This is a genomic window from Nocardia sp. NPDC050408 (assembly GCF_044458905.1).
In the GTDB taxonomy this organism is placed as follows: domain Bacteria; phylum Actinomycetota; class Actinomycetes; order Mycobacteriales; family Mycobacteriaceae; genus Nocardia.
Genome location: NZ_JBITIL010000008.1, coordinates 238,940 through 260,570, shown reverse-complemented (window position 1 = coordinate 260,570; position 21,631 = coordinate 238,940). Strand labels below are relative to the sequence as shown.

The following is a 21,631-nucleotide window of genomic DNA, read 5'->3' as shown; positions in this document are numbered from 1 at the left end:
TGTCCAGCAACGGCGTCCGTTCCGGATACGCCATCAGTAGAAGTCGGCGAGGTGGTCGGTTACCCACTCGGCCAGGGAACGTGCCGGGCGACCGGTGATATCGGCGACGGTGGTGGTGATTTCGGGGCGGGGAGCGGCCAGCATCTTGGTGTAGCCGTCGAGCAGGACATCGACGAAGGAGTCGGGGAAGGTGGCGTCGTCGAGTAGGCGCTGTCTGGCCTGTGCGCTTGTGAGTTCGGCCCAGCGCAGGGGGCGCCCGAGTACTTCGCCGATGACACGTACCTGCTCGGCCTGGGTGAGTAACTCGGGTCCGGTCAGCGTGTATGTGACTCCGGCATGGGCATTTTCGGTGAGTACTCGGGCCGCGACGGCCGCGATATCGGTCTCGTGGATCAGGCACATCGGCAACTCGCCGTGAATGCCGTGCACGATATCGCCGGTTCGGATCTCGTCGGCCCACCAGAGCGTATTGACGGCGAAGGTGCTCGGACGCAGGACCACAGATTCGATTCCGCAGCCGTGCACCAGCTTTTCCTGATCTTCGAAGCTGAGGTCCGAGATGCCCCCGGTACCGAGGAATACGATGCGGCGGGCGTGCTCGGTGATGAGATCGAGTGCGTTGGGCAGTTGTGCGCCGGTGTGCAGCGGCCACAGCAGGAAGACAGCGTCGATGTCATCGAGACAGTCGACGAGGGTTTCGGGTTCGGATAGTTCGGTGTGTACGACCTGCACGTCGGGCGGGAAATCGGCAGACGCTGGGTTGCGGGTGCCCGCGCGCACGGTGTGGCCTGCAGCGCGCAGGTGCGGGACGAGCTGGCTGCCGACGTTTCCGGTGGCGGCGAGGACGAGGATTCTCATGCCTCGATCCTGGTGGCGGGGAGCGGCTTCAACCAGAATCAGGCCTGATATTGCTGAAAACTGTCGAACTTGGAGGGTTCGGTGATGGATACCGTCGAAAGAGGGCTCATTCACGCGCTGCAGCTCGACGGCAGGGCATCCTTCCGAACCATCGCCGAAGTTCTCGACGTTTCCGAGAACACCGTGGCACGTCGGTATCGTCAGCTGCGGAATACGCATGGGCTCAGGGTGATCGGACTGGTGAACGGTCAGCGGCTCGGTTACCTCCAATGGACGATTCGGTTGCGCTGCACCCCCGAAGCCGCCGGTTCCGTCGCGAAAGCCCTTGCGGCACGGGACGATACATCCTTCGTATACCTGCTCTCCGCTGGCACCGAGGTTTCCTGCACGGTGCAGACCCGCAGTAGCGAAGAGCAGGAAGCCTTACTGCTGCACAAACTTCCACGCACGAGTCGAATCGTCGCAATGTCCGCGCACTTGCTGCTGCGCGGATTCGTGCTGCCCGACGGTTGGCGGGGTTTGGCCGCGCTGACACCCGACCAGGTCGACCATCTCAGGTCCGCCCCCATCGACCCCGAGGACGGACCCCTCCACCTCGACGAAGGTGATAAGTCCCTGCTGCGCGCCCTCAACCACGACGGCCGCACCTCCTACTCGGACCTCGCCACTGCCACCCAGTGGGCCGAAGCCAAAGTCCGCCGCCGCATGGCAGCATTGCGCCGCAACGGAATACTGCAGTTCCAGCTCGATATCCCCTCCGCTGCACTGGGATTCCGGACCGAGGCGCGGCTCTGGATCGCCGCACAACCTGCCGCCACCGTCAGCGTCGGCGAGGCGCTGGCCCGTCACCGCGAAGTCTCCTTCGCCGCCGTCACCACCGGCGCTACCAATCTGGTCGCGGCCGTCAACTGCCGTGATCCTCGAGATCTCGGTCGCTACTTGACCGAACGCATCGCCGAAGTCCCCGGCATCGCCACGCTCGAAACCGCTCCGATCATTCGCACCCTCAAACGCGCGGGTTCGCTGCTTCTCTGACGTGTGCTGCGTCACGATGCTGAGCCGCCGCATCCGGCGTAAGTTCGTTAATTAGCGAAATACCGAAGGGAGGTGGATGTGCTCGACGAGTGCAAAGCGTTGGCGAATGAGACCCGCTTGCGCATCCTCGCGTGGCTCAAGGAACCGGACGCGAACTTCCCGCAGCGGGGCGAGGACACCGCCGAGCTAGGGGTGTGCGTCGGTCTCATCCAGCAGAAGGCGGGGACCTCGGCCTCGACCATATCGGCGCACCTCGCGATCCTGCAGCGCGCCGGATTCCTCAGCGCCACTCGCCGCGGCCAGTGGACCTACTACCGCCGCGACGAAGCCCGCATCCTGGCCTTCACCGAAGAACTCCACCGCGTTCTCTGAGCTACGAAGGAAGTTTTATGCCCACCGCACTGTCGATCCTCGATTTGGCGTCGGTCGCACCCGGCCGCAGCGCACGCGACAGCTTCGAAAACAGCGTCGCGCTGGCCAGGGCCGCCGAGCGCAACGGCTATCGACGCGTCTGGTATGCCGAACACCACAACATGCGCTCGATCGCCTCCAGCGCCACCAGCGTGCTCATCGGTTACGTCGCCGCGCACACCGAGACGATTCGACTCGGCGCGGGCGGCATCATGCTGCCCAACCACTCGCCGCTGGTGATCGCGGAGCAGTTCGGCACCCTGGAGACGCTGTTCCCGGGGCGGATCGATCTCGGACTCGGCCGCGCGCCGGGCAGTGACCAGAAGACCATGTTTGCGCTGCGCCGCAACCCTTCCTCGGCGGACTCCTTTCCGCAGGATGTGCTGGAGTTGCAGGGCTACCTGTCGGGCAACTCGCGGGTCCCCGGTGTGCAGGCCGTGCCGCGCGCGGAAGGCATTGTGCCGCTTTACATTCTGGGGTCGTCGCTATTCGGTGCGCAGCTCGCCGCTCAGCTCGGCCTGCCGTATGCCTTCGCATCCCATTTCGCGCCGGACGCGCTGCACCAGGCGGTCGCCGTCTACCGCGACAGTTTCCGGCCCTCGGAGCAGTTGGCCGAGCCGTATGTGATGGCCGGTGTCAACGTGTTCGCGGCCGAGGACCACGATGCGGCGGTGGCGCAGAAGACGATTTCCTATCGTGCCCGCGCGCGAGCCATGATTCGACGGGGAGCGGCGGGCGCGGACTTCACAGATGAGGAGATCGATGCGTTCCTCGCCTCACCGAACGGCAGCCAGCTCAGCGCGATGACCAGGTACACCGCTGTCGGCACACCTGCCGAAGTCCGTTCGTACCTGGCGGAGTTCGCGGGCTCAATTGATGCGGACGAACTCATCGTCGCTCACCACGCCACCGAAATCGATGACCGGCTCCGGTCCGTCGAACTCACCGGCGGCCTCATCGCCGAGCCGGTAGCGCCCTAACTCACCGAGCCGCCGACGATCAGGTTCGCGGTGATGGTGCCGTCGGCTTCCTTATTGCCGTAGACGACGACCGCGGCACCGACCGTCACATCCGACACGCTGCGGCCGGTGACGACCAGCACCTGGGTAGCTGCGTTGACATGAACGTTCGTCGTGGCACCCAGAATCCCTTCCACCGCAAGCGTTTTGCCATCGTTGGCAGTGACCTTGCCGATGGTCAGCCCGCGATTGACCTGGACCGCGTTCGCCGGGACTGCGGTGGCATTGGTGGCCGCCGACCCGGCGGTCGGTGCCGAATCGGGTGCCGAACCCATGGACGCGATGAAGAAATACACCACCAAGGAAAGCAGGACCGCGAAGCTGGTGCCGATGAGCATGCCGAGATCGGGATAGTGCTGCCCTCGCTTCGACGGGATTGTGATGGCAGTGAGTATCACCGGGTCGATGGCCAGCTCCGCGCCGCCGCTGGACTCCTTGCTCGGGAGGCCCTTGGGCTGGTTCGACCACGGCGTGGCCGGGGGACTCATAGCTTCAACGTTATTTAACCGACTGCGAATACCTATCACCACTGGCGGGAGCACTTCGACACCGTTGACACGCCAAGCGGGTCGGGGTGCGGCCGAAGCGGCGGTACCTGGCATTATCCGTGCATGGTCATTCCCAGCGTGCTGCCGGAACGCCCTACCGTTGGAACCCCGTTCGAAACCGGCTGGCCGGTCCGCCTGGCCGATACCGACCGGGACCAGCGTCTGCGCCTCGACGCCATCGCCCGCTACCTGCAGGACATCGGCTTCGAACACCTCGACGCCGTCCAAGACGGCGACATCCACCGCGGCTGGGTCGTCCGCCGCACCGTCATCGACGTCCTCGAGCCAATCGAGTTCGGTGAGCACGTCACCCTGCGCCGCTGGTGTTCGGCCCTATCCAACCGCTGGTGCAATATGCGCGTGCAAATCTGCGGCAGCAAGGGCGGTCTGGTCGAAACCGAAGGATTCCTCATTCATTTCGGCACCGAATCCGGTGTCCCCGCCCGCATGAGCGACCGCTTCATGGCGCCCATGTTGGCCAGCACCACCGAACACCGCCTGCGCTGGAATGCCGCACTCACCGACCCGCTACCCACCGGGCCCGACATCGAAGAAGTGCCCTTCCCCCTGCGCGTCGCCGATTTCGACTGGCTCGATCACGTCAACAACGCCATCTACCTCAGCGCCCTGGAAGAACTCCTCGCCACCCACACCGACCTCACCTCCGGCCCCCACCGCACCGTCATCGAATACAGCAAACCGTTGACAGCAGGCGAGCAGGTCCGCGTAGTCGGCCGCCGCACCGGCAGCACACTAGACGCCTGGTTCGCCGTAGCCGACGACCCCCGAGCCGCCGCCCGCGTCACCCCACGCTGACTCCCGCCCCACCCGCCCCACCGATAACCAGGCGATTCGGCGTCTGACCGTCCCCTGAGGTAATCTTTCCGAGCGCCCGAACACCAGGCGCAACGGGCTGTGGCGCAGCTTGGTAGCGCACCTGACTGGGGGTCAGGTGGTCGCAGGTTCAAATCCTGTCAGCCCGACAGACAAAAATCCCTTCCGACCAGCATCGGAAGGGATTTTCTCGTATCCGGGCGAGTGTTCGGCACTCTGAATGTGCCAGCAGTGTGCCAACGCATGGAGAGCACTCGGCTTATTCGAAGAGCGCGGCTCCGGCCGCACGCAAATCTTCGGGCTGCACGTCGCTGTAGATCGATAGAGCGACCGCGGGGTCGTGGCCATGCCAGGCCGCAACGATGTGTGGCGGGATACCGCGGGCCAGCATGAGCGACACCGAGGTGTTACGAAGCCCCTTCAACGGAATGCGGCGTAGCCCGGCGCGCTCCCGTTTCCGCTGGAACTCGTCGCTGTACCACTCGGGCCGGACCGGCGTGCCGTCCTCGTGCACCGCGATCAGCCGATCGTCCGACCACGGGATACCGAGTGCCTGGCACTCTGCCATCTGCCGGGTCTTGAGTGCCCGCAACGCCTCTACAACATCTCGCGGCGGGGGAAGGTCCCGACGGCTGCGCCTGGACTTGGGCAAGTTCTCCTCGGTCTCTTTGCCGATCGCCACGCGCCCTCGGCGCACCCGGAGTTCGGACTCATCGAACCGTGTCCACCGCGCGCCGAGTACCTCACTGCGACGCATTCCGTAGCAGGACAGCAGCCAGCAGGCATAGAGCCGTTCGGCGCGCACAGACTCCCGGAAGGTCTCGACCTCCGCCACCGCCCACGACTTTGCCTTATCGTCGTCGTCCTCGGTGATGGCGTCCGCCGGTCGTTCTACGAGCGCAATCACGTTGCGCGGCAGCGTGCCCTGGTCGACGTAAGACTGTACGACCATGCCGAAGGTGGTCAGTGTCGAGCGGACCGTGACCGGTTTGACTCCGCGCTCTTCCGGGGCGAGCTGCGCGGGTTGCGCGGCGACGTAGACCGCCCGCCAGGGTCGCTTCACCCGACCGGACCGGATGAGACCAGATAAGCAGGTGTGGACATCCTTGTCGGGGAACTGCGCCTTGATCTTCGCGGACGAAACACCCTCTGGGTACTGTGCGACGAACTCGGCGACCTGGGACATGAGGCTGTCGGGGCGGTAGTGCCGAGGGCTCATGCGCCCTTCGGCGAGCATCCATTCCACCAGCGCGTCACCGTCGGCCTTGGTGAGTTCCGCGAGTTTCTTGCCGCCCAATCGCCGCCGTACCGGCTTCAGATCATTCCGGTAACCCTGCAGTGTGATTCGTCGGATTCCGCGCCGACCGGCGAGCCATTCGTCGCATGCCTGGTTCAGGGTGATCTCCAGGCGCCGCACGTAGCGGCCTTCGGCGACTTCCGTTGTGATTCGGCGGTATTCGCGTCGCGCCTCGGCCAGCGTGCGATAAGTGAACCGCTGGCGGTCACGGGTACCGTCCGGCTTGGTGCCCACATCGACCATGAAGTGATATGTCTTGCTGCCGTTCTTGGCCGTGCGGGTGTCTATTGGCTCGGCACGCCGCACCTTGGCTGATCTTGACATTTCGAACTCCTTGTCTCGCTTTCTTTTCCGGGCTGGTTGGAGCGACAGGAGAAGCAGCACGTGAGGCGATGCGGGGCAAACGCGGTGCCGGAAGCAGCGACTCTGTCACGGCAACACCGGCACCCTCCTGGCAGCAACGGTGATCCGCCGTGCGGGCGACATTTCGGATAACGAGCCCCCAACCACACGGCGTCGTCGAGTGCAGCCGCCAGCCAGCATCGTCGTAACCGTTCGCTCGGATACGCCCTCGGCCTCGCATGTGAGGTGGATTTGCTACCGAGCTGGCGTATCATCGACGGTCCGGCGCGAGGCGATCCACTCGTTGCGCGCCTCGTCGACGGTAAGGTCCGTCAGGCGCACGTACTTGCGCGCCGCGATTTCTGAAGTGATCCGGCGGTACTCATGCCGCGCCTCGGTCAGAGTGTTGTGGGTGAACCGCTGGCGGTCTTGCTTTCCGTTTGATTTGGTGCCGACGTCGATCGGGAATGTGTAGGGCACGGTGCCGTTCTTGGCGGTGCGTTTGTCGATCGGTTCGGCGCGACGTGCTTCCTTCTCGGGTGGGATCCCTTCGGTCATATGGGTGTACCGCCGTGTGTACGTTGCCAATTCGCCTTTTCGCGTGGTGTCGGCGGCGGCGAAAGGCCACGGTCGGGTCGTCGGTCGATCGCAGCTACACGAAGGTCTGCCCTCCGCCGTTGTTCTCGCTCGGTACAGTCAGAGACGGCGTGGGCGGGAATGATTGGCGCGCGAGTGCTTGAGGGCGTGGGCGCGGGAGTTGCTGTCGAGCGCCGTCGCCTGTTCGATGGCCTGCGGCCACAGCGTTAGGTTCGCCAGGGACTTGGTTTGCTCGGAAGAACCGTCGTGCCTGCCTGAACGTCACTCAGTTGCACCTCGTGAGAAGCTATTGTGGTTGGGCTGCTTTGACTGCTTGATCTGTGGTCACGGCGTCGGCGTTAAGTCGGCGGACACCAGTTGGCGGGTCGCCGAGGTGTTGCCGCTACCTCGGAGGTGAAGGGCCATCCGTGGGGGATGACGGGGGCTTGTGAATGCGGCGGGCAGCGCTGGCGTCCTCCAGGGTGTCGTTGTCTCCTGGATCGGCCTGCAATTGGAGTACCTGGCGTACCCATCTCGACGGGATCCGTACTCGGTTGCCGACCCGGATGGACGGCACCTCACCTGATTTCACCGCCGTGTAGACGGTAGACCTGCCGACACCGAGGAGACGGGCCGCGTCGGGCACCGAGACCGTCGGCTCGTTAAGCAGACGCTCCAGCGTGTCCGCAGCACTTGCCTTCATGCCTTCATATTGCGTGTCACCGGCCAATTGATCGGACGTGCGCAGTGCGTGCGCACCAACTGCTACCGGGTAGGTGGGTTCGTGCGGGTCGGAGTTCGCCGTGTGGTCCGGTGACACGATCGGTTCGTTTTCGCTCATCGGCTGCGTGCGACTCGGTCACGTTGCCAGCGAACAGGACTCCTATGCTGCGCGCGGCATTCAGTGCTGTTGCGCTGTGATGCTCGACAAGCGGCGCTGTCGCTGATTGTGGCTGTCGCCATTTAACGACCTCGATTCACCAGCCGATCCGTGAATCATCCCCGTAACCAATAGAAGCGGATTCGAGACGAATTCGCCAGTCCCAATTCCGTATGTTCCGGTTCTGTTGCTGCACGGTTGATTTCAGGTTGCCGCTCGTGGGCGGGATGGTCGCTGGAACGGGGACCTGATCAGGTTCACGGGAACACAGCGGCAGGGCTCGTTCGGTGTGCCGGTTTGTATGGTGTCGGCGGCGCATGTCGGCATGTCTGTGTGACATGCCGCACGGTGTATAGGGCCGAAGACGTCCCTGTGTGTCGGTTGACGGCGCAGAGGTGCAGGCGGTCCGGTCGGCCGCCTGCACTGTGCTCTGACAGGGTTCGTCGGGGCAGGAACTCGGCATGGTGGACTTTTAAGTCTCTGTGCCCCAACGATTTCTGGATCTACTGGATCGGTGGTCCGGAGTAGGGCCGGCGGAAGCCGCAGGACAGGAAGATGTCCTGGGTGCCGAAATGGTCGCTGGTCTGGACGGCGAGTGAGAACGGTTCACCGGTGGTGGGATCTCGCCAGTGGAACAGGTCGGTGGGTGCGCGGCCGTAGGCGATGTCGATGTTGTCGCGCCAGAGCTGATTGAACTCGCTGCTCTTTCGGAGCTGTTCGAGTAGTTGTAATGCTCTGGGGGAGTTGCGGTGTCGGCCGAGGACGGCCTTGGTGGTGGCGACGATATGCGGTGCTCCCCGTTCCCAGTCGACGATGACATCGCGGGCGGCGGGATGAAAATACCAGCTCAGGATGCTGCCTCCGGCAGCGTTGAGGCCGGGAAAGGCGCGCACTGCCGACGGGTTGGCGGCCAGGACGTGCCAGGTGTAGTCGATGTAGACGGCCAAGACGTCGTTGTGTTCGTGGTAGTCGAGGAGCTCGAGCTGCCCGGACGTGATGAGGCGGGCTCGGAGTTCGTCCAGTGGTGCGAGATCGACTGGGGGTTCCCAGAGTTCGTACAGGTGGCGGGCCTGCATGTCGTTGAGTTCGTAGCCGATGATGAGTCCGTCGACGACTTCGCGTTCGGGTGGGTAGCGCTTGGTTTCGATCTGTGTGAGGTAGGAGGCGCTGATGCCGATGAGCGGAGCGGCTTTGTCCCGGCTCAGATCTTGGCGCGTTCGCAGCTCCCATATCCATTCGAAGAAGTCCGGCATCTGTGCCACCTGCGACCGAGGCCTGCGCCGTCGGCGTAGGCGGCGGTCCGGGCCACGTCCTTGATTCTGACTGTCCATTTAGACGTTCCCTCCCTTTTGGTGTCTTCCGCTGTGAGACTGCGATCGAATATTGCGAAGAGTTATCCGAGACGAACCCTCGCGGACCGCGCCGCACGCGCCGCGGTACGCGCCGAGGTCGACGGTCGCACTTACGCCATCAAAACCTCGGAAATGGTTGCGGCGCTACCCTTTCAAGGGACAACGTTTTTGCCAGTCAAATTCTTTGGCCATACGCCTGACCATCCTGACCAGCACGGATCCACGTATTTGGCAATAGCCTTGTCCATCCAGAGATTCTCGGCCGCGGCTGCGGCCGCTGCCGCTTGACGCATTTCGGCCGAGGCCCACCCGTGGTGACCATTCCAGCGAATTGGCACCAAATGGGTTCAGGCGAACACGGTCACGCCATAGCGCAACAATGGAGCGCCCGAGCATGATGGCCGCAGGCTGCGCGGCGGTGAGACTCTGCTCGATCGCGGACCCGCTCGAGGAGTTGAAGTGTCGACCGCTGAAGCAACCTTTTCGCAATCGTACGATGGCCTTACGCGCTTGCCGGATTGATCTAGGTCTGATAGGACAGAAGCAGCTTGGGGGAGTCTGCGGTGACGTTTCCTCGTCATCTTGTCATGGCGAGGCGATGTCTCTGATAGCGATGACAAGACGGGGAGGACGACAACGTGAGCTCGACTCCTGCAAGACGAGCCATGGCACAGCGGCGTGGCCGCGCCCAAAGACCCGACAAGGCCGAGATGCCCAACCTCGGTGACTGGTTACGTAAGGTCCGTGAGCACCGGAACCACACTCGAAAGTCCGCCGAGGCGCGTACCGGCGTCAGCGACTCCTACATCAAACAGATTGAGAATGAAGGGCTTATCCCGCTTCGGGGTGTGCTGGACCAACTCATCGTCGGCTACCGGCTTGACGAGATGCAAGCCCGTTTCACTCGGGAACTAGCCGAGCCGCCCCTCGAGCTGACGCCGATTGCAGAGCTGCGCGAACGCGTGAGCACGCCGGACCGCCTTGCCGCATTGAAGTTCTTCGACCAGGTCGGGATCATTTGCGTATTCACCGACCCCTTGTGGAATGTCCTTGTGGGCAACCAAAGCTTCTACCAGGCGGAACCCGATATCGTAGCCGCAGGCCACAACGTCGCACTGTGGCATTTCCGTCCCGGCGCGGCCAGATCGCCTGCCAAAGATGTTGCCCTGCAATGGGATTACGAAGCGACCGGGCTCATGGCACTGGTCCGTGCGGGACTCGGTCGCTACCGCGATTCACCCCAAGCCGCCGACTTGCTGGAACGACTCCGCGCGAGCGACGAGTTCAATGAGCGCTGGCAGGGCGGAATCCAGGTCGCCTACGGCCGTGAGCCAGACGATCTATGCCACATGCTAGATCCGGTAACCAAAGAGCCATTCTCGGTCTCCATTCAGGTCGGTGAACTCCCTGACACCCGCGATGTCCGCTTCCAACAGGCGATCCGACGGCCATACGCTGGTCCACCGCTCTCCTGATCGGTAATCAGCGGGCTGTGGGTGACACGAGCACCCCCATGACGCTCGCGTCCCACGCACGCACCCATCACCATTTGGGATGTTCTGAACATCCGAATGTTGATAGCATCCAGAATGATTGTTCTGCTCGCTGGCGAATGCAGTGCCGCGCTCTCCTGGGGAGTAGTCAGCTGATAAAGGGGGACCCCTATGAACGTGGATAAGTCCGACCTCGACCGCATCCCTCTCGTTCCGGGTGGTCTGCCGTTGATCGGACATGGCGTGGCGCTGATGCGAAACCCCCTCGGACTTCTCTCGGCACTGCCGGAACACGGTCCTATGTGCCGAATCCGGCTCGGGACAGACACTATCGTTTTCGTCTCCGATCCCGACCTGACATCGCAGGTCTTCGTGGACGACAAGGTCTACGACAAAGGGGGACCCTTCTATGCTCGGGCCCGAGAGGTCGCTGGCGATGGACTCGGCAGCTGCCCGCACAATATGCATCGTCGACAGCGTCGCCTTTGCCAGCCAGCGTTCCGCTCGGACCGGCTCCCGTCGTATGTGGAGAGCATGACCCGGTCGATCGAGACCACAGTGCGGGGATGGCGCGACGGTCAGGTAATCGACCTGGGTGTCGATCTGTCGGCCATGACATTCCGGGTTGCGACAGAGGCTATCTTCTCAACATCACTGTCCGACAGTCAGATTCGTCAATTCGCCACAGATCTGAGCGCGATTGCTCACGGATTGTTCCGGCGGACAGCATTGCCCTCTATCATTAATCGCCTACCGACCCCCGACAACCGACGCTACGACGCCACCGCGCGCCGCGTACGGCAACTTGCCGCATCCGTCATTGCAGAGCGACGCGCCGAACAAAAAGACCGCGGCGATCTGTTGTCGGCATTGCTGGAAGCGCGCGATGCACAGGACGGCGCACAGTTCACCGACTCCGAGCTGATCGACCAAGTATTCACATTCTTCTTGGGCGGCGCCGAGACCACCGCGGGTTGTCTCACCTGGGCGTTGTATCTGCTCGACCACAATCGCGACGTGCAGCAGCAGTTACACGAGGAGGTCGACTCGGTTCTGGGCGGCCGCACAGCGACACGCGCAGACCTTCCCTCGCTCCCACTCACCAACAGGATCATCACCGAAACCCTTCGGCTGTACCCGCCGACCTGGGTGCTGACTCGACAGGTCACGGCGGATACCGAATTGGGCGACATCCTGCTCCCGGCAGGGACAAAGATCGCGGTGAGCCCGTACGTCATTCATCGCAGCGAACGGATATATGACGACCCGAGTGCGTTCCGTCCCGACCGCTGGATTGACACCACACCGCATCACCACCGCAAGACGTTCATCCCGTTCGGTCTCGGTGCTCGCCGATGCATCGGCGAGCAGTTTGGGTTGATCGAGGCCGCGCTCGCATTGGCAACGATCACCGGTCGGTGGCGACTGTCGTCCCCTACGCAGCGGCCGATCTCGATGTCGATGACGCAGATTCCGATACCCGACGGGGTGCAGATGCGAGTGACCACAAGACAGGTCCCCGCACTCGTCGAGTGATCAACGACACCTGTTCGCCGAAAGCTGTTCTACACCAACGACGACGGGGCACGGCGATGGAAAAACTACGAACTAGATCCATACGAGAACCGGCCGCCGCCGGACCGTGACTCGGTGCACCAATGCTCGTGGACCTACGACGAGGAAGGTAACCGTTGCTGGACCGCCGACCGTCGGGCCGGTGAGGTCTTCGCCGCTGCCGAAAGCGCATGCCGCCGCGGCGGCCGCGACCGGTACAGCCTGGTCCCAACGGTCGGTCACTGGTTCAAGGGGCAATCGCAGCGGCGGCCGGACGCGATGAAAACCACCACCGCGCTGACCGAATTCCGGGTCATCGAAACTCCACTGGATCTGGCGCTGTTCGGCGGAACCGGTGCTGCCGCCGTGGATCCGTTGGTGTGGCTCGGATCATCTGCCCGTGATCGCCACCTACGACGAAGCTGTTTGCCTGCAAGCTGATCGGCTGACGAAAGAACGCGCACACCGCTGGGGGTGAGAACTGCACGGAGTTGAACCGCCCCTGTCCTTCACGACTCGACATGTCGCAAGACGATCGGAGGCGAACAACACCATCACGGACGCGGTGCTCGCGCTCGTGGCCACACGACCCCGCAGACGCGGACTCGCCCCGACGTCATCCTGAGCTGCCGAGATGGTGTGCGATCCGTTTCCATCACTTCCGGCTGGTAGTGGCAATGTCGTCTTCGCCGCTCGGGAGACGTTGTCTCCCGAGCGGCTGGGAGTGCTGCGAGGGATCAAAAATGGCCGTGTTCGGTCGCGGTGGGGAGAAATCTCTTTGACAACAGCATTGTTAAATGGCGGGGTTTGCACTGGTAGATCGATCGGCGAATTGCGCAATGCTGTTGTATAGGATGATCTTGTTGGTAAAAGGTCTGGATTCGGAATGGGTTTCGCGGTTTGGATAAGGAGGCAATCTAAACCGCATCGAAGGGAAAATTCGTGGATCCGTTTGTTGTTCTATCGTGGGTGAACATCGGCTTGTCGGTGTTGTCGAACGGTTTGTCGCTCGCGGCTCAAGCGCTGTCTCTGATCGTGCCGTTCCTCTGATAATTCTGCCCTGAAGAGGGCCTCCTTACTGGGGAAACCATGGTGGGAGGCCCTGGAGGGCCGCGCTCAGCGCATTCTTCGACTTCCCTATTTCGCCTTCGTGTAGAAGGGCTATTTGGCGTGCCGAAATACCGAAATACAACAAATCGCGCGGCGCCGCGCAAGAGTCCCAGTCCGAACCATTCGCATTCGATTCACGGCAACTCTGTTCGAGTGGGGCGTGGCAGACGGATCGCGCTTGCGAGCGCGATCCCTGTGGTGGTGGTCTTGGTTTGCAGCGGCGTTGCGTCAGCGGCCATCTCGGCCGATCCGATCGCGGATCAGCCGGGCGTAACCGGTCCTGAACAGCCAGGCACCGCCGCACCCGCACCACCGCCTCCCAGTCCTCCCGTGCAGGAACCCCAACCGCCTGCGTATTACGAGCAACCACCAGCGGTACGTAACGAAGCACCCAGCCGGCCGGTGCCCTCACGCGCTCCAGTCGCGCCGGTTGAGCTGGGGGAGTTGCATCTGCCCGAACCGGTGCCACCGGTCGCGCCGATCGAGCCACCCGCGGACACGATCCGGATCGGGCAATTCGAAACGCCGTCACCGGATTGGCTGCCACCGGAGATCCGAGACTGTATCAACGACACCGCCGCTGGTGCCGAAGCCCAAGTGGCGCAAGCGTTGGATTCGATCGGTCTCCCGCCCGGCCGCTCGGACCGGGTCAGTGGCGCCACCACCGCGGGTGCATTGCTGGGCGGTGCAGCCGGTGCCGCGATCGCGGGTGCTCCCAGCGCGGCCGTAGGCGCGGTCGTGGGTGGTCTCGTCGGCGGCACCATCGGCGGGATCGCCGGGGCCGCAGCGGGAACGGTGATCGAGGTCCCGGTAATCGGGACCGTCACCTCCGGTATCGCAGGAACAGCGATCGGTGCCGCGATCGGCGCTGCGGTAGGAGCGGCGATCGCCGGAGTCCCGGTCGCCGCGGTGGGAGCAGCGGTTGCCGGCACCATCGGTGCCGGGTTCGGTGCGGGCGTGGGAGTGGGTCAGCCGTGACAACGTCCATGACTCGACGCGTCCGCGCCACCACGATCCTGCTGGCGCTATCGGCGGCATCCGCTCTCGCCACCGCGGCGGGCGGTGCCCAGGCGGTGCCGATCGGACCGGGCTGCCCCGCCTTGTATGTCCTCGGTGTTCAGGGGACCGGTCAGTCCTCACCGGCAGCGGACCTGGTGGCCGACACCGGCGTGCTCGGCACGATGTTGGCGCCGGTTACCACCGCGGTGCCGGGACTGGTGCAACACAGCTACATCGCCTACGGCGCCGGATTTGGTGGCATCGTGCCCGGTGGTGGCCCAGACCCATACGCGGCGTCGGTGGCCGACGCACACAACCAACTCGCCACCGCCGCAGCGCAAGTGATCGAGCAGTGCCCTGGCACGCTGATCGCCGGTGTCGCCTATTCCCAAGGTGCACAAGCGCTAGCGCAGTTCGCCCAGGAGGTAGGGGCAGGGGTTGGTTCGGTGCCCGCGGACAAGATCGCCGCGATCGCCCTGTATTCCAATCCGGTCCGCATCGAGGGCAGTCCAACCTTTCCCGGTCGACCGGGGCAAACCGTTCCGGACCCGGCACCGGGTACCAGCGGAGCGGCCGTGTCGAGTGTCCAGATAATCAGCGCTGCGGCCGCTGGTAGCGGAATCGCGAGCACCGGAGTGGGTTACGGCGCGCTCGAAGGACGCGTCGCCGATGTCTGTGTCGATGGTGATCTGGCGTGCTCGGCACCGGATCAGGCGGCGCTGCTGCGCCTGGGTGCAGAGATCGCCGCCCAAGCAAACCTGGCAGACCCGATCTCGGCAGTCGCATCGATCAACGCACTGCTGTCGCAGGCCCTCGGGGACGCCTGGACCATCGTCATCAACAACGACATCCAGGTCGGCGGCGGCAATGTCGACTACGCCCCACAACAACTCCTGTCAGCCCGATTGATCGACGCTGCCGACCCGCGCATTCCGGCGCCGACGCCAGAAGATGCCGGTGCGGCGGCTGCGCGCTGGAACGAGATCACCGCCACCATCGCCGGCAACCCAGTGGGGTTGTTGCCGAAGCTGGTCGGGCAACTCAGTGCCGCATGGGCGCAGTTGCTCGCCGACAACGCCGCCTTAACGAACCCAGGTGTCTGGCTGCATTTCGCCGACACCGTCGCCCGCCACAACGGCTACGCCGCAACCGGCCAACTGACCTCGGGCACCGCGTGGCTCACCGCACTCGCACACGACCTCGGGAGCCGATGATGGCCGAGCCCCTCACCGACGACGAGTTCTACACCGCGACACCGATCGAGATCGGCAGCACGCGCGGCGAGCTCCTGCGAATGCGGGAAGTCACTGTCCCGCAACTGCGTTCGGTCGCACACGCCTGGCAGATCGTCTACGTCTCGAGCGACTCCTACGGCGAGCTGATCCCGGCTTCGGGCATCGTTATCGTCCCCGACATCGCCACCCATGTGGGTGTAGGACCCATTCTTGGATACTGTCCGGTGTTCCGTGGGCTCGGTGGCCGGTGCGCACCCTCGCAACTGCTGGCCGACGGGACCGAACCCGAAGCCGACTACATCGCGATCGCATTGGATCGCGGCTGGACCGTCGCGGTCGCCGACGGCCGCGGACTCGGCATCACAGGGCTCGGACCACATACATTCCTGGCTGGACGCTGCGCCGGGCAAACCATCCTCGACCTCACCCGCGCCACACAGCGACTACCCGGCCTGAACGACGACACCACGCCGATCGCTTTGTGGGGATACGCCGACGGCGGCCGAAACGCCTTATGGGCCGCGGAAATCCAGCACGAATACGCACCCGATCTCGACCTGCGCGGTGTCGCCGCCGGCGCGGTGGTCGCGGATCCGGGGGAATTGGTCGCCGAGATCGACGACGGACCATTCGCGGGCCTCGGGCTAGCCGGGTTGGTCGGGTTGGCCCGCGCGTATGCGCACCTGCCGATGCTGCACTTCCTCACCACCGAAGGCCACCTCGCCGTCGCCAACGCCGAAAACCTCAACGTGACGCAGATACTCGCGCGATACCGGCAACCGTTGGGACGCTGGTGCGAGCGGGCTGACCCGTGGGAGGACCCGATGTGGCGATATGTGCTGGCTCGGGAACGCTGCGCACAGCAACCACCCCACATCCCGGTTCACCTCTATCACGGCACACACGACACCCTCATCCCCGTCGAATCAGCGCGGCGACTGTTCAGCGACTATCGCGGGTTGGGTGTGGATCTGAACTGGCGCGAATACCCGGTCGATCACCTACAAGCCGCCACCGATGGAGCCGGTGAGGCCATCGCACACCTGGCCGACTACCTGCAGCGCATCCCATCGAGGTCCATCCGGTCGACGCCATCGACATCACCGGCAACGACGCCCCCGGATTCCTGAAACCCCCTCCGGGAACCCTGCCCGCGCTCGTTGCACCCCTTGCCAGCGGCGCGGGCAGGCCCGGAGAACAACCACTCCCACCGATCGAGGCCAAACAGTTTGCGACACAACGACCAGCAAAACATTCCTACCTCGGCAAACGGGACAGCGCGACCGCACGAACCCGCGCCGCGACGATCCCACTAGAGCGGTCCGGTGCACAGGAGCGGCCGACACCGGTGCGCCACCGTGCCGACCCGCCCGCTTGAACGCGACTCATCGCACTGCAACTCAGGACTGAGAGGAGAAGACACCATGCGCACCAGCACAATTCGGGACAAACAGGCGACACGTACGTCGATGCCGAGCCACACACTGACGGCGATCGTCGCGGCATCGACGGTCCTCGCGAGCATCGTCGCGACGGGGTCTGCCTCAGCGCAGTCGCCGAGTCCTGATGCCCCGCTCGATACGACTTGTCCCGCGCTGTATGCGCTCGGCGTGCAAGGACCTGAGGAGAGCTCACCGGATGCTGCGTCAACCACTGACACCGGTGCGCTTGGACAACTGTTCGCACCGATGCTCAGCGCGGCACAGGGTTTGGCCCAGCGCGCCTACATCCCCTACGGCAGCCGCGGCCAGGGCTCCGAAGAACCCTACGACCAGGCCGTCGCGACCGCGTCGGCGCGGCTCGAGGACACTGCCGCCGAAATCGTGCACCGCTGCCCCGCCACCAAGATCGCTGTCGCTGGGTATGCCCAAGGTGCTGCGGCAGTCGTGGCGTTCGCCCAACGGGTCGGCACCGGCACCGGCAAGATAGGTGCGGACCAGGTTGCGGGCATCGCGTTGCTGGCCAACCCCGCTCGCGCCACCGACACCGCCGTGCTGCCGGGACGCGCCGGTGCCACAACACCCGCCGCCGCGCCCGGCACCACGGGAACCCAGGTGTCGAAGATCGCCTTAATCGACACTGCTCCCGGCGGCTCCGGTATCGCTCGAACCGCCGATACATCAGTGAGTTTCGGCTCTTTGACTGGACGCGTCGCTGACTTCTGTGTTGCCGGTGACATCACGTGCGCGGCTCCCGCCGAAGGGCCGTTGGCGACGACGGTCGCCAACATCGCCGCGCAATCGGATCTACGTGACCCCGTCGCCGCTGTCTCCACGATCGCCCAGGCCCTCGGCGCGACGGTGTACAAGACCGCTGTCGGTGTGGTCAACGAAGACGTCCAAGGCAACAGCCTCGATCAGTTGTCCTATGAGCCGAGCAAGTCGATCAGCCAGCGCCTGGCCGAAGCCTCGAACCCCGCAACGCCACTGCCCGGCCCCGACCAGGCCCTCGCCGCGCTGATGCGGATCGGCACCATCGCGCTGAACGCGGTCACCACGGTGGCACAGACAGTGTTCACCCCGGCGACGATCACTGAACTCGCAACGGTTGGCATGACCGACCCGGTGGCCGCGATCGCCACCCTCGGCACCAAACTCGCCGCCGCCGTGGTCGAACTCGTCCCACCACAGACCGGGATCCGGCTGGTCAACCAAGCCTTCGATGCGATTACCACCAACGTCACCGACAACACCCAGCTCTACGGCATCGCCAGCTCGACCCAGTACAGCGACACTTCAGGGCGCCACGGTTCTTACTCCAGCGCCGCGGCCACCCTGACTGGGCAATCGCCGATAGCGACTGCGGCCGCCTGGTTCGCCGCCGCTGCCCGTGACATCGCCGCCGTCACCGCGCCCGCGACACCGGCATCAGCCACAACCCCAGCTGTGACAACTTCTACCGCCCCTCCCATGACACCAGCCGTGCCGACAACGACTGCGCTACCGGCCAGTTCGACGGTGACCACAAGCCCGGCAGGCACAACGCCCGCCCCATGACCCCTTCGGGGGAAGACGCGATCAGCTCGCACCTTCTCCTTCTGAGCTGATCCGTGAATCAATCCCCGGCGACTTCCCCCGAAGGGCCCCGCTCACTCCGACACGAGTACCCAGGAGGTGAAAACCCCACATGGCAACCGAGTCCGGCACCGACATCCGCAGCGACGACGCGCACGGGTGGGGATGGCTCGACGACAACACCGCAGTCGAATTGCCCAAAATCGGTTTGCGCGCAGCACCTTCCGATCAGTACGGCAACGACGAGTGGGACTGGCTGAACAACCCACCACCTCCGCACGGCGGCACCCTCGGGCCCGACGCTGAAGCCGAACCCGGCCGATGGCGCGGACTCCCATCAAAGGCATGGGCTGCCCTCGGCGCAGTGGCCCTCTCGGCCACGAGCCTGGTCATCGCCGGGGGCTTCGTGGCCAGAGAGGAACAGCCACCGACCGCGGCACCGACCATGACCGCCGCGCCGCCACCGTCCATACCGCCGACCCGCCCTGCGTGCCAGGGCTTGACCGCACCCGTGGTGACAGCCACCGCCGAGGGTGCCGACCCAATGACACGGGCGATCGCTGGATTCGAATACGCCTACTACCAGGGCGACGCTGAGGCCGCACTGCGGTTCGTCGCACCGGAAGCAGGGATCTTGCCCGAGGCGCTGGCCGCCGGTATCGCCTCGATCCCGAAAGACACCCGCCACTGCGTCGCGATCACCCCGATCGCGGACACAACCGCGACGGTGCACCTGGTGGAACTACACCCGGACAACCAGCGCATCGACTACCTCCAGGTGATCAACGTCCGTATCACCGATGCCGTGGCGGCCATCATCAACATCCAGAAGCAGGGCACGTGATGGTCACTACAGCCCTCCATTTCCATCTGAGCGCCCACCGCGATCCAGACAGCCGATTCGGTCCGGGCACGATCGACCCACCGCCACCAAAGCGACGCGCTCCCATTCGCTCCGCCCCGCTATCGGTCACCGGCCCACACCCGCCGTTGTTCGCGGTGCTCGGTGCACACGGCGGAGCAGCCACTTCCACCCTGGCACGGTGGTGGGCACCCGCCGCTGACACCGGACTGGCGTGGCCAGCGTCGAACCGCACGACCCAACGTGTCGTAATCGCGGCCCGTTTGTGCTTGCCGGGGTTGACTGCAGCGGCCGAGCGGCTGCGGGAATGGCACTCCGGGCTTGCCCCGGATGGTGTTGTGGTGCTCGGGCTGGTGCTGACGGCGGTGCGGCCGGGCCGGGTGCCCGCGTCGGTGCGCCGCTACCGCGATGTTGTCGCCGAGTTGATCGAGCACGTGTATGCGATCGGCTGGCACGACGATCTCGTGGCCTGCGAGCTCAGCGAGCTGGCCGAGTATCTGCCTTTCGACCCCCCGCCCCGACGACGTGCAGCCATCACCCAGACGGTCCCCAGCGATGTCCACCGCACGGCAACCGCGATCATCACCAACCTCGCCGTGCTGAGGAAACCGGCTGTGGCTCAACCTGATTCGGGAACCGAACCATGACCAGCACGGACCTGATCACCGCTGCGGTCGATGTGCTCGCCCAGCAGGTCAACATCACTCCGAAACCACCTCCGGGCTCGGAGAAGTTGATCAACGTAGTCAATTACCTGTCCTGGCTGGTGATGCTCGCCGGGATCGCCGCACTGATCTACGCGGGCGGCAAGTTCGGGTGGGAACGATTCCACGGGGGCAGCCTGGAATCACCCAAGATCGTCCTGGGCGCATTGGTCGGCGGCGTCATCTCGACCAGCGCCGGACTGATCATGCAAGCCGTCGTCACCGGCACAGGGTGAGCGCTATGCGCCAAATCCCATTTCCTCCACAGGCTTCCACGCCCCTGTGCCTGCGGTGGGGCCATGCCCATCGTGTTCGAACAAGGGCCGGATTCCGCTCCGCAAAACTGCAAGGACTTCACGTGATGACCTCTCCCCAACCGTGCCCGCTGACTGTTGCCACCACCGACGGCATAGAACTGTCAGCCAGCAGGCTCGGGCGCTCCGACACAGCGGCCACGATCGTCTATGTCCATGGTCTGCTCACCGACGCCAGCTACTGGACGCCGTTGACGCAGCATCTGCATCACCAACTCGGCGGTGCGATCGGCCAGATCACCTACGACCAGCGCGGACACGGCGGCTCCGCATGGCCCACTCGATCCACGGGCACGACGCTTCGCCACCTGGCCGACGACCTGGATATCGTCTTGGCTCATGCCACCGGTGCGGTGATCCTGGCGGCGCATTCGGCGGGCAGCCTGGTGACCCACGCCTACGTGAAGCACTACCCAGAACGTGCCTGCGCGCTGTCGGGGCTGGTGCTGTTCAACGGTTCCTGCGAGTTCCCGGAATTCCCCTCTCTGCCAAAGCATTTCCTGCGAATTGCGGCGCGGATGCGGCGACTGCGGCACAGTCGGTTCGACGGTATCGCCGCCGCCGGGTATGCCCTGCTGGAACGCCGGTTCCGCCGCCTGAGTGAGCAACTGGGGTCCAAGGCGCCACTGATCGCCGGGCAGCGCCGGGGTGACCCACGGGTATTGGCCGACCTCCTGCACAGTTGCAGCGCGCACTTTCTCGAACCGGCGACAGCGGCCGCCATGCGTTCGATCCCGTCGTTCGTCCTATCCGCCGAGCGCGACCGGGTCGTGCCGCCCACGCAATCACTGCGGCTGGCCGATGCGATCTGGGCCGACTACGAAATCGTTCCCGGTGCAGGACATTCCCTGCCCCACACCGACCCCCAGACCGCGGGCGCGGCGATCTTGCAGGCACTAGAAGTCGCCTACCGAGACGAGAACTCCGGGGCCCCGGCGCGAGGGGCGCGGCCATGAGCGCCAAACAACTCCCCAAGGAAGTGATCATCCCGATCACTCAACTGCTCGGGTACCTGGCCTGGATCGTGCTGCTGCTGTGCATCGGACGCGCCATCTGGCTGGCAGGGCTGCTCGCCGTCCGGATCTATCGCGAGGAAAGCGTCGAAGGCCTCGTCGGCACTCTGCTCGGCGCCACCCTGCTCGGCTGCGCCAGCGGCCTCGCCGTCGCGATCGTCCCGACCAACTGAACTGGATT

General features: G+C 64.5%; 22 protein-coding genes and 1 tRNA gene. 17 read left to right on the top strand and 6 right to left on the bottom strand.

Translation table 11 applies throughout. The features are described from left to right. Positions 1–33: 33 nt before the first annotated feature. Positions 34–858, bottom strand: coding sequence for an NAD(P)H-binding protein (locus ACIBJI_RS24740; RefSeq protein WP_364354526.1), 825 nt, complete (start codon positions 856–858; stop codon positions 34–36). Between the two features lie 84 nt (positions 859–942). Between ACIBJI_RS24740 and ACIBJI_RS24735 the strand changes: the two genes are divergently transcribed. The 3 genes from ACIBJI_RS24735 (at position 943) to ACIBJI_RS24725 (ending at position 3,284) form a co-directional block, all read left to right on the top strand. Next, a complete protein-coding gene (locus tag ACIBJI_RS24735; RefSeq protein WP_364354523.1) occupies positions 943–1,893 on the top strand; it encodes an Lrp/AsnC family transcriptional regulator in 951 nt (316 codons plus the stop codon). Between the two features lie 78 nt (positions 1,894–1,971). Further along, positions 1,972–2,265: a metalloregulator ArsR/SmtB family transcription factor gene (locus ACIBJI_RS24730; RefSeq protein ID WP_364354520.1), complete on the top strand. Its 294-nt coding sequence runs from the start codon at positions 1,972–1,974 to the stop codon at positions 2,263–2,265. A 17-nt stretch (positions 2,266–2,282) separates the two neighbouring features. Continuing rightward, positions 2,283–3,284 (top strand): LLM class flavin-dependent oxidoreductase, encoded by a 1,002-nt coding sequence (locus tag ACIBJI_RS24725; protein WP_364354517.1) that lies wholly within the window; start codon positions 2,283–2,285, stop codon positions 3,282–3,284. Here the strand turns inward: ACIBJI_RS24725 and ACIBJI_RS24720 are convergent. After that, the gene (locus ACIBJI_RS24720) at positions 3,281–3,811 is read right to left on the bottom strand and encodes a hypothetical protein (protein ID WP_364354514.1); all 531 of its coding nucleotides are present in this window, start codon (positions 3,809–3,811) and stop codon (positions 3,281–3,283) included. The genes ACIBJI_RS24725 and ACIBJI_RS24720 overlap by 4 nt on opposite strands. Before the next feature lie 123 nt (positions 3,812–3,934). On the opposite strand from ACIBJI_RS24720, the gene ACIBJI_RS24715 reads away from it, so the two are divergent. Together ACIBJI_RS24715 and ACIBJI_RS24710 are read left to right on the top strand one after the other, a co-directional pair. Then, a complete protein-coding gene (locus ACIBJI_RS24715) occupies positions 3,935–4,687 on the top strand; it encodes an acyl-[acyl-carrier-protein] thioesterase (protein WP_396960558.1) in 753 nt (250 codons plus the stop codon). Positions 4,688–4,780: 93 nt separating this feature from the next. Beyond that, positions 4,781–4,854, top strand: a tRNA-Pro gene (locus tag ACIBJI_RS24710). 110 nt (positions 4,855–4,964) lie between these two features. Here ACIBJI_RS24710 and ACIBJI_RS24705 read toward each other — a convergent pair. The 4 genes from ACIBJI_RS24705 to ACIBJI_RS24690 form a co-directional block, all read right to left on the bottom strand. After that, positions 4,965–6,326, bottom strand: coding sequence for a site-specific integrase (locus ACIBJI_RS24705; protein ID WP_397086118.1), 1,362 nt, complete (start codon positions 6,324–6,326; stop codon positions 4,965–4,967). A 273-nt stretch (positions 6,327–6,599) separates the two neighbouring features. Next, the gene (locus tag ACIBJI_RS24700; RefSeq protein ID WP_397086116.1) at positions 6,600–6,902 is read right to left on the bottom strand and encodes a hypothetical protein; all 303 of its coding nucleotides are present in this window, start codon (positions 6,900–6,902) and stop codon (positions 6,600–6,602) included. A 421-nt stretch (positions 6,903–7,323) separates the two neighbouring features. Further along, positions 7,324–7,761, bottom strand: coding sequence for a helix-turn-helix domain-containing protein (locus ACIBJI_RS24695; protein WP_397086114.1), 438 nt, complete (start codon positions 7,759–7,761; stop codon positions 7,324–7,326). Between the two features lie 542 nt (positions 7,762–8,303). Further along, positions 8,304–9,053: a helix-turn-helix domain-containing protein gene (locus ACIBJI_RS24690; protein ID WP_397086112.1), complete on the bottom strand. Its 750-nt coding sequence runs from the start codon at positions 9,051–9,053 to the stop codon at positions 8,304–8,306. Positions 9,054–9,817: 764 nt separating this feature from the next. On the opposite strand from ACIBJI_RS24690, the gene ACIBJI_RS24685 reads away from it, so the two are divergent. The 12 genes from ACIBJI_RS24685 to ACIBJI_RS24630 all read left to right on the top strand — a co-directional run bounded on the left by ACIBJI_RS24685 (position 9,818) and on the right by ACIBJI_RS24630 (position 21,623). Then, a complete protein-coding gene (locus ACIBJI_RS24685; protein ID WP_397086110.1) occupies positions 9,818–10,627 on the top strand; it encodes a helix-turn-helix domain-containing protein in 810 nt (269 codons plus the stop codon). Between the two features lie 189 nt (positions 10,628–10,816). Further along, entirely contained in the window at positions 10,817–12,181 is a 1,365-nt protein-coding gene (locus tag ACIBJI_RS24680; RefSeq protein WP_397086108.1) for a cytochrome P450, read from the top strand. Positions 12,182–12,295: 114 nt separating this feature from the next. After that, on the top strand, positions 12,296–12,640 hold the full coding sequence (locus ACIBJI_RS24675) for a hypothetical protein (RefSeq protein WP_397086106.1): 345 nt from the start codon (positions 12,296–12,298) through the stop codon (positions 12,638–12,640). A 1,071-nt stretch (positions 12,641–13,711) separates the two neighbouring features. Continuing rightward, positions 13,712–14,287: a hypothetical protein gene (locus tag ACIBJI_RS24670; RefSeq protein WP_397086104.1), complete on the top strand. Its 576-nt coding sequence runs from the start codon at positions 13,712–13,714 to the stop codon at positions 14,285–14,287. After that, entirely contained in the window at positions 14,284–15,522 is a 1,239-nt protein-coding gene (locus ACIBJI_RS24665; RefSeq protein WP_397086102.1) for a cutinase family protein, read from the top strand. Before ACIBJI_RS24670 ends, ACIBJI_RS24665 begins: the two co-directional genes overlap by 4 nt. Further along, positions 15,522–16,673 (top strand): lipase family protein, encoded by a 1,152-nt coding sequence (locus tag ACIBJI_RS24660; protein WP_397086100.1) that lies wholly within the window; start codon positions 15,522–15,524, stop codon positions 16,671–16,673. The genes ACIBJI_RS24665 and ACIBJI_RS24660 overlap by 1 nt, the downstream gene beginning before the upstream one ends. Positions 16,674–16,967: 294 nt before the next feature. Continuing rightward, the gene (locus ACIBJI_RS24655) at positions 16,968–18,539 is read left to right on the top strand and encodes a cutinase family protein (protein WP_397086098.1); all 1,572 of its coding nucleotides are present in this window, start codon (positions 16,968–16,970) and stop codon (positions 18,537–18,539) included. Positions 18,540–18,669: 130 nt separating this feature from the next. Next, positions 18,670–19,401 (top strand): hypothetical protein, encoded by a 732-nt coding sequence (locus ACIBJI_RS24650; RefSeq protein WP_397086096.1) that lies wholly within the window; start codon positions 18,670–18,672, stop codon positions 19,399–19,401. Positions 19,402–19,697: 296 nt separating this feature from the next. After that, positions 19,698–20,066, top strand: a complete 369-nt coding sequence (locus ACIBJI_RS24645) for a hypothetical protein (protein WP_397086094.1) — start codon at positions 19,698–19,700, stop codon at positions 20,064–20,066. Then, the gene (locus ACIBJI_RS24640; protein ID WP_397086091.1) at positions 20,063–20,359 is read left to right on the top strand and encodes a hypothetical protein; all 297 of its coding nucleotides are present in this window, start codon (positions 20,063–20,065) and stop codon (positions 20,357–20,359) included. The genes ACIBJI_RS24645 and ACIBJI_RS24640 overlap by 4 nt, the downstream gene beginning before the upstream one ends. Positions 20,360–20,484: 125 nt before the next feature. Continuing rightward, complete coding sequence (locus ACIBJI_RS24635; RefSeq protein WP_397086089.1) at positions 20,485–21,393, top strand: alpha/beta fold hydrolase; 909 nt, start codon at positions 20,485–20,487, stop codon at positions 21,391–21,393. Beyond that, a complete protein-coding gene (locus tag ACIBJI_RS24630) occupies positions 21,390–21,623 on the top strand; it encodes a hypothetical protein (RefSeq protein ID WP_397086087.1) in 234 nt (77 codons plus the stop codon). Before ACIBJI_RS24635 ends, ACIBJI_RS24630 begins: the two co-directional genes overlap by 4 nt. Positions 21,624–21,631: the final 8 nt, after the last annotated feature.